This window comes from Anaerolineales bacterium (assembly GCA_003105035.1).
In the GTDB taxonomy this organism is placed as follows: domain Bacteria; phylum Chloroflexota; class Anaerolineae; order Anaerolineales; family UBA4823; genus FEB-25.
Window position 1 is genome coordinate 25,432 of record PQAL01000012.1, and the last position, 6,491, is coordinate 31,922.

Below are 6,491 nucleotides of genomic sequence, written 5' to 3' on the forward strand. Positions count from 1 at the left end.
ATGAGTGATGACAAACTGAATGCAAAGCCTGAAGAAGGAGCTCAAGAAGCCCCGAAACCGGAGAAGAAGGACGCCGGGAAGATTTTTTTGGAAGAGGTAACCGCTGGCCCCCCCAAGCATTTGCCTCGCTGGAGGCGTACCTTACAATCTATTCTGGTCCCTATCCTGGCAATCTTTTTGGGAATGGTGTGTGGGGGCATCATCATTATCATCACTTCCGAATCGGTTTGGGCGGCTTTTCAGGTATCGATAGGAGCAGGCCTTAAAGAGGCCTGGAATGTGGTAGCAACCGCCTATAGCGCCTTGTTTGTTGGTGCCTTTGGTCGGCCGGGGGATCTCATTAAGGCACTCGCCAGCGGTGATCCTAAGCTGATCAACCTGGCGATCTACCCGTTTACCGATGGGCTGGTGGCTGCCACGCCGTACATCTTTGCTGGACTGAGTGTGGCATTCGGTTTTCGGGCTGGGTTATTCAACATTGGTGCCGAAGGTCAGCTGTTTTTAGGTGCAATTTTTGCAGCTTTCGTTGGTTATTCCTTTAAAGGGCTGCCCTGGTTTATCCACATGCCCCTTGCGTTTCTGGCGGGGGCTGTAGGGGGAGGTCTCTGGGGCTTCATCCCTGGCTGGTTGAAAGCTAAAACCGGAGCTCATGAGGTCATTAACACGATCATGATGAATTACATTGCCTTCCGGTTGAGCGATTGGCTTTTAACCGGTCCGATGAAACGCCCCGATTCATTCAATCCGGTCAGCCCGACCATCCAACCCGGCGCAGAATTACCAACCTTCTTTGGGGCACCAGTGCGCTTCCATCTTGGTTTTTTTATTGCTCTGCTGGTAGCCTGGCTGGTGAGCTGGTACCTGTTCAAGACGAGATGGGGCTTTGATTTACGCACCGTAGGTACCAACCCGCGCGCTGCCCGCTACGCTGGCATGAGCGTTACGATGCAGATCATCCTGGGGATGACCCTGGCAGGTGCTTTGGCAGGAATGGCAGGTGGCAATGAAGTGTTGGGCGTAAATCACAACCTGGCCATGGCGTTCTCTTCTGGCTACGGCTTCGATGCTATTGCCATCGCCTTGCTGGGCAACAGCAGCCCGTTCGGAGTGGTATTGGCTTCACTGTTATTTGGCTTCCTGCGTAGTGGTGCCACCAATATGATGCTGAAGACTGGCATCCCAATCGATATTGTCTCAGTAGTGCAGGCGTTCATCCTGGTATTTATTGCTGCTCCGGCGATCACCCGTACGATATTCCGCTTGAAGCAGCCAGCTAAGGGTGAGGAAGTAGTGCTCTCAACCAGCTGGGGAGGGAAGTAACCGATGGCTGCAACAACTGCTACTTTCCATAAAGAGGTCGAGCAAGTTAAACCGACCCGTCAGCGGGTGATGGGTGTCATATTCATCCTTGTCGGGGTGGCAATCTGGTTCTTTTTCATCCGTGGCGTAGCTCCGGGAACCGTCACCAAGTTCGGTATGACGCCCGGTGGCATGCAAGCCACCATCCCGGATATGACCCTTCCCTCTTTGCCAACCCTCTATTTCCTGTCTGCGATGTGTGTCGCCTTGGGGGCCGCCCAGCTGATCCGCAGGGGAGGATTCAGGAAATCCACCAACCTGATCCTGGGAGCGATAGCAGCCATGTTTGTGTTTGGCTTCCTGACCTATGGTGCTGCAGGAAAATCATTAAACCTGGCAGGCTTGCTCAATGTTTCACTCTCAAAGGCGGTGCCTCTCACCCTGGGTGCCTTGTCAGGCATCCTGAGCGAGCGAGCCGGGGTAGTCAATATTGCCATCGAGGGTATGATGCTTTCGGCGGCTATGACCAGCTGCATGGCTGCCAGTATCACCAATAGTTTATGGGTTGGTGTGCTGGTGGGGGTGCTGACCGGGGCATTGTACGGCGTTGTCCACGGTGTGCTCTCGATCAAGTACAAGGTCAACCAGATCATCTCAGGCACGGCCATCAATATCTTTTCCACCGGCATCACATCCTATATATCTGCAAAATTTCTCCAGCATTACGAGAGCCTTAACCAATCGGGTACCTTCCCGGCGTATCCAGTACCGTTGCTGTCTAAAATTCCTTTCCTGGGGCCGATCCTGTTTAATCACAACATGTACGTCTATGCGATGTACATCTTCTTGATCATTCTCACACTGGCCCTATTTAAAACCAAGTGGGGATTGCGCCTGCGCTCAGTGGGTGAGCATCCCAAGGCGGCTGATACACTCGGCATCAATGTTTTCAAGACCCGTTATATGGCAGTGATCCTGGGTGCCATGATGGCTGGGTTTGCCGGATCGTACTTTACCTTGGGCTCCGTGGGGCGTTTCGATGAGGTAATGACCGCTGGGCGCGGCTTTATCGCCCTGGCCGCCATGCTCTTTGGCAACTGGATGCCGTTTGGGGCCTTCGGTGCCGGTATTTTGTTCGGGTTCACCGATGCCCTGGCATCCAAGCTGGCAATTTTACGGTTGCAGATCCCATCCCAGTTCCTGCTGATGGCTCCGTACATTGTGACCATGATCGTTCTGGCAGGGGTGGTTGGCCGCAGCCAAATGCCTGCTGCAGATGGAGTGCCGTACGAAAAAGAAGGCGATTAGAAGTAAGTGATGGTTCTACACACAGATGGCCATCTCGGCCATCTGTTTTTTTTATCATCAGCTATTCAGGTTTTAACAGGTGGAAATTACCATGGGATTCTAGCTTACTCGTATAACCCCGAATATCACTCACTTGCCGGGGTCATAACCGGTGGTGAGTGAGCCCATTCGCAGGTCATCCGCGATCTGGCTTAACCCGTCCCTGGTTGTTTGTGGGATCAGGCTCTCAAAATCGTGATAAGGAGCGTACCCCCAGGATCCATAGTAATTCCCTGCAGGTAACTTTCCATCTGCGGTTTGTTTGATCAGCTCGGTAATCCCCTGGCCCACCATCTTCACCACACTGGTGACCAGGCAGGGGTGGGCATCCGGGAGACTCTCCCATTGGTCATTGCCTACACCGATGCAATACGCTTCGGGAAGGTGTGTTCCTTCAATCAAGGCGGCGTTCCCGCTCCTGTCACCTGATCCAAACACGACATCGGCGCCATTTTGTAGAGCATCTGAAGCAGCGCTCGCCCCCCACCGCGCATCGGCCTCGGTTAATTCCTTAGCTTCTGGAGGAGAGGGAGAAATGATGATGATCTCAGGGTTGATATAGCGTGCGCCAGCTTCATAGCCATATTTTAACCCGCTCATACCCGGCATCATTTCGGAACCGAAGACCCCTGCAATCGTGCCGGACCGGGTGAGCTGCGCTGCCAGGGCACCTGCCAGGAAGCCGCCTTGGTCTGCATGAAAAACCAGCCCGGTCAGGTTTGGTGTGGTAGCAACCTGGTTCTGATCAACCCCGATGAACGACGTGTTGGGATAAGTCTTTGCCATGCGGTCGGTCGCCTCGGTAAATTGTTCTCCAACGCTCACAATCACATCGTAACCGTTTTCAGCCAGGCTGGTGATGTTCTGTTCATAGTCTTTAAGGTCCACGGTCTCGATGTAGCGTACCTGATCTGCCACATTCTCGTTTTGGGCAGCCTGAACACCCTCCCAGGCTGCCTGGTTGGTAGACATATCGTGGATACCTTCAATGCCTGTTACCAGTCCAATGCAAAAAACATCCGTGCTGGCGCAGTCAGTTTCGCTTGGAGTGGCAGCCTGGCAAGCTCCCAGCAGCAGAGCAGCTAACAAAACAAGAACCATAATGATATGAAAACTCTTAACCAATTCGCCATGCTCCAGAGCGTTATAAATTCAGGTGATATGGGCTACGGAAAGTGCCAATCATCATGCAGCCCGGTCAATCATACAGGTATTGACCCGATCGCTATCTTCCCTGCCCTTGGTGTGGGTTCCCGTGTTCTTTCGTTTATTATGGGCGTTTTTCACCGGTTGTCAAATCCACACCGGTATCAATATATCCTGCTTGCAAGTCTGATAGGGTTTGCTGAGCCAACCTCTGTTTACCCGGGGTAAAAAACGAGGGATTGATGTTGGTGAACTCGATGGGTACGTATAGGCTATGCCCCCCAGAGATAGTGCCCTCCAGCAGCCCTGCCACCTGCTTTTGGATAAATGTGATTGGCTCGGCGGTCAGCGAGACAGCCCAGGTGGAGCTTGCTGCTGCAGGAGGGTTACCGCTGCTGATAATGTTGATCCCCGCCTGAGCTAGTATCGATAGCATGGCTTCGTCTCCTGCTTGGGGATACACATACACAGACCGCACGGCATGGTCGACCATGTAATTGGCAGCTTCCTGCCACTCAGCCGTGGTGGCGGTGGCAGGCAGTTCAACATAGGTTGGGTACTCATAGAAAGGCGGGTGAACCGGGCGGCACAGGCCGCAGAAATATACCACGCCATTCAGGAAACCACTGCGGGCCGAGCGTCCTTCCGTGGTATCCGACAGGCTGATCGTACCCACGCGCCAGTCTTCCGAAAGCATGGCCGCGATTTCGCCAGCAACGAAACCCTGCTGGTCGGGGCGTACATCCTGTGTATTGATCGTGGTCAGGTTCGGGGCAGGCGTCAGGTCGGGAATATCCAGCGCTAAGAATTGTGTACCTCGCCCCTGGGTCACGAACTCAGCCAACCCTGGGTCGGGTGGAACTGCCACAACCAGCTTCAGCTCCGGCACCATGTCGTTCATGGTCAGCTGTTGCCTGACTTGCCACTGAAGTCCAGCCTGGGTGATGGTATCGTTCAAAGCGGTCTGGAGGGCGTTGACCTGGGCGCTATCGGAGCCAGGCGGTGCCAGGAGCACGGCAAAGGGGGCCACCGGAGATGGTGAAGGCGTGACCGTGGGGGTGGCGATGACGAGATTGACGGTCGGGCTGGCTATAGACGTGGCGGGTGATTCCGTCGAGGGCATTACTGTTGTACAGGCAGCTAACCAACTCACCAGGCAGATTGCCAGGCTGATAAAGATGATTTGTCTAAAAGACTGTTTCAAATTCGCTTTCTCCGCTAGAGTGGTCGGCGATATTGTACTATAAAGACGCCTGGGGCGGCAAAATGCCCGAAAAAACTCGTTGGGGTATAATTAGCCCATGATCGAGCTGAGCATCCCAGGGCGAGGATTGATCCAGCTGCACCATCTTGTTTGCGATGTCAACGGGACCCTGGCAGTGGATGGACTCCTCCTGGATGGTGTGAAGCAGAGATTATCAGACTTGCACGACCGGCTTAGTATCCACCTGCTCACTGCCGACACTCATGGCAAACAAGGCATTATCGACCAGCAGCTCGGAATAAAATCCGTGCGGATCCAACCTGGAGATGAAACCCGGCAGAAGGAAGGCTATGTCACCCAATTAGGTGCTGGCAAGGTGATTGCCATTGGGCAGGGCGCAAATGATGCTGGGATGCTGCAGGCAGCTGCACTGGGAATCTGCGTGATTTCCGCGGAAGGTACCGCTGTAGAAACCTTACTGGCAGCCGATCTGGTCGTCAGCAGTGTCTTTGACGCCTTGGACTTGCTTGAAAAACCACTCAGGATTGTTGCTACATTACGTAAATGAGCCTGCCTAAGACTGAGAATATCCCCGATGACCCCGACCTGATGCCGCCTGCCCGGCGCAGAAGGGCCAGGCGCCTGCTCGCCCCCCTGGAAGTGGACGAACGCGCCATTGTGCTTGATCGTGTCAGGCATCGCACCTCGCCCAGCTTTGATTTTTTCCTGTTCTCTGCCCTCGCCGGTGTCATCTTCGGTATCGGTATCATGTTAGATTCACCGGTCGTGTTGGTGCTGGGGGCGGTGATTGCCCCCCTCATGGCCCCGGTGATCGGCCTCTCCCTGGCCACCGTCGTTGGGTCTTATAAATTTTTCAGCCGCAGCCTGGTTGCCCTGGCGATCGGCAGCCTCATAGTCTTCGTCATGGGGGCTGGGGCGGGATTGTTGGGGCGGGTATGGATACCTGCATCGTTGAACCTGGCTTTTTACAATGCCACCATCTCGGCTGATAACATCATTGTTTTAACCATTGGAGCTATTTTCACTGCCGCCACCATGGCCCACTCTGAGCGCAGTCCGGCTGCGCCGAGTGTGGCTTTAGCTTATACCCTTTACCTGCCCCTGGTGGTGGCGGGATTCGGCCTAGGCAGTGGTGTGCCCCACCTGTTTCCCGATGGCCTGGTAGTGTTCCTCATTCATCTGGCTTGGGCTGCATTATTGGGCGCCATTACCCTGGCTATCCTTGGTTTTCGCCCGATGACCATCATGGGGTATACATTGGGTGGCGTGGTCACTTTATTTGGCATCGCTGCGGCAATCGGGATCGCTGCCTATAGCACCACCCTGGGCTGGTTTGGAGTGCCGCTGGCTGTGCCGACCTATACGCCTACTGCGACATACACGCTCACACCAGTCCCACCGACGTCAACAGCCACGGCCACACTGGTACCCCCAACCCAGACGCCCACCATTACCCCCTCGACAACACGCACCA

Annotated in this window: 6 protein-coding genes; 4 read left to right on the forward strand and 2 right to left on the reverse strand. The window is 54.5% G+C overall.

The window, feature by feature from the left end; translation table 11 throughout:
• Entirely contained in the window at positions 1 to 1,320 is a 1,320-nt protein-coding gene (locus C3F13_05970; protein PWB54806.1) for an ABC transporter permease, read from the forward strand.
• Between the two features lie 3 nt (positions 1,321 to 1,323).
• A complete protein-coding gene (locus C3F13_05975; protein ID PWB54807.1) occupies positions 1,324 to 2,607 on the forward strand; it encodes an ABC transporter permease in 1,284 nt (427 codons plus the stop codon).
• 129 nt (positions 2,608 to 2,736) lie between these two features.
• On the opposite strand, the gene C3F13_05980 is transcribed toward C3F13_05975, so the two are convergent.
• Entirely contained in the window at positions 2,737 to 3,747 is a 1,011-nt protein-coding gene (locus tag C3F13_05980) for a BMP family ABC transporter substrate-binding protein (GenBank protein PWB54808.1), read from the reverse strand.
• Between the two features lie 169 nt (positions 3,748 to 3,916).
• The gene (locus C3F13_05985; protein PWB54809.1) at positions 3,917 to 4,996 is read right to left on the reverse strand and encodes a hypothetical protein; all 1,080 of its coding nucleotides are present in this window, start codon (positions 4,994 to 4,996) and stop codon (positions 3,917 to 3,919) included.
• A 97-nt stretch (positions 4,997 to 5,093) separates the two neighbouring features.
• Here C3F13_05985 and C3F13_05990 point away from each other — a divergent pair, with 97 nt between their 5' ends.
• Together C3F13_05990 and C3F13_05995 are read left to right on the forward strand one after the other, a co-directional pair.
• A complete protein-coding gene (locus C3F13_05990) occupies positions 5,094 to 5,564 on the forward strand; it encodes an ATPase P (GenBank protein ID PWB54810.1) in 471 nt (156 codons plus the stop codon).
• Positions 5,561 to 6,491: hypothetical protein (locus C3F13_05995; protein ID PWB54814.1), on the forward strand; the 931-nt coding region annotated here is incomplete at its 3' end. The genes C3F13_05990 and C3F13_05995, both read left to right, overlap by 4 nt.

Bases quoted from the DNA above. Each gene is read 5' to 3' on its own strand.
- C3F13_05990 (PWB54810.1), top strand. From the start codon at position 5,094: ATGATCGAGCTGAGCATCCCAGGGCGAGGATTGATCCAGCTGCACCAT.
- C3F13_05980 (PWB54808.1), bottom strand. From the start codon at position 3,747: ATGGTTCTTGTTTTGTTAGCTGCTCTGCTGCTGGGAGCTTGCCAGGCT.
- C3F13_05970 (PWB54806.1), top strand. From the start codon at position 1: ATGAGTGATGACAAACTGAATGCAAAGCCTGAAGAAGGAGCTCAAGAA.
- C3F13_05975 (PWB54807.1), top strand. From the start codon at position 1,324: ATGGCTGCAACAACTGCTACTTTCCATAAAGAGGTCGAGCAAGTTAAA.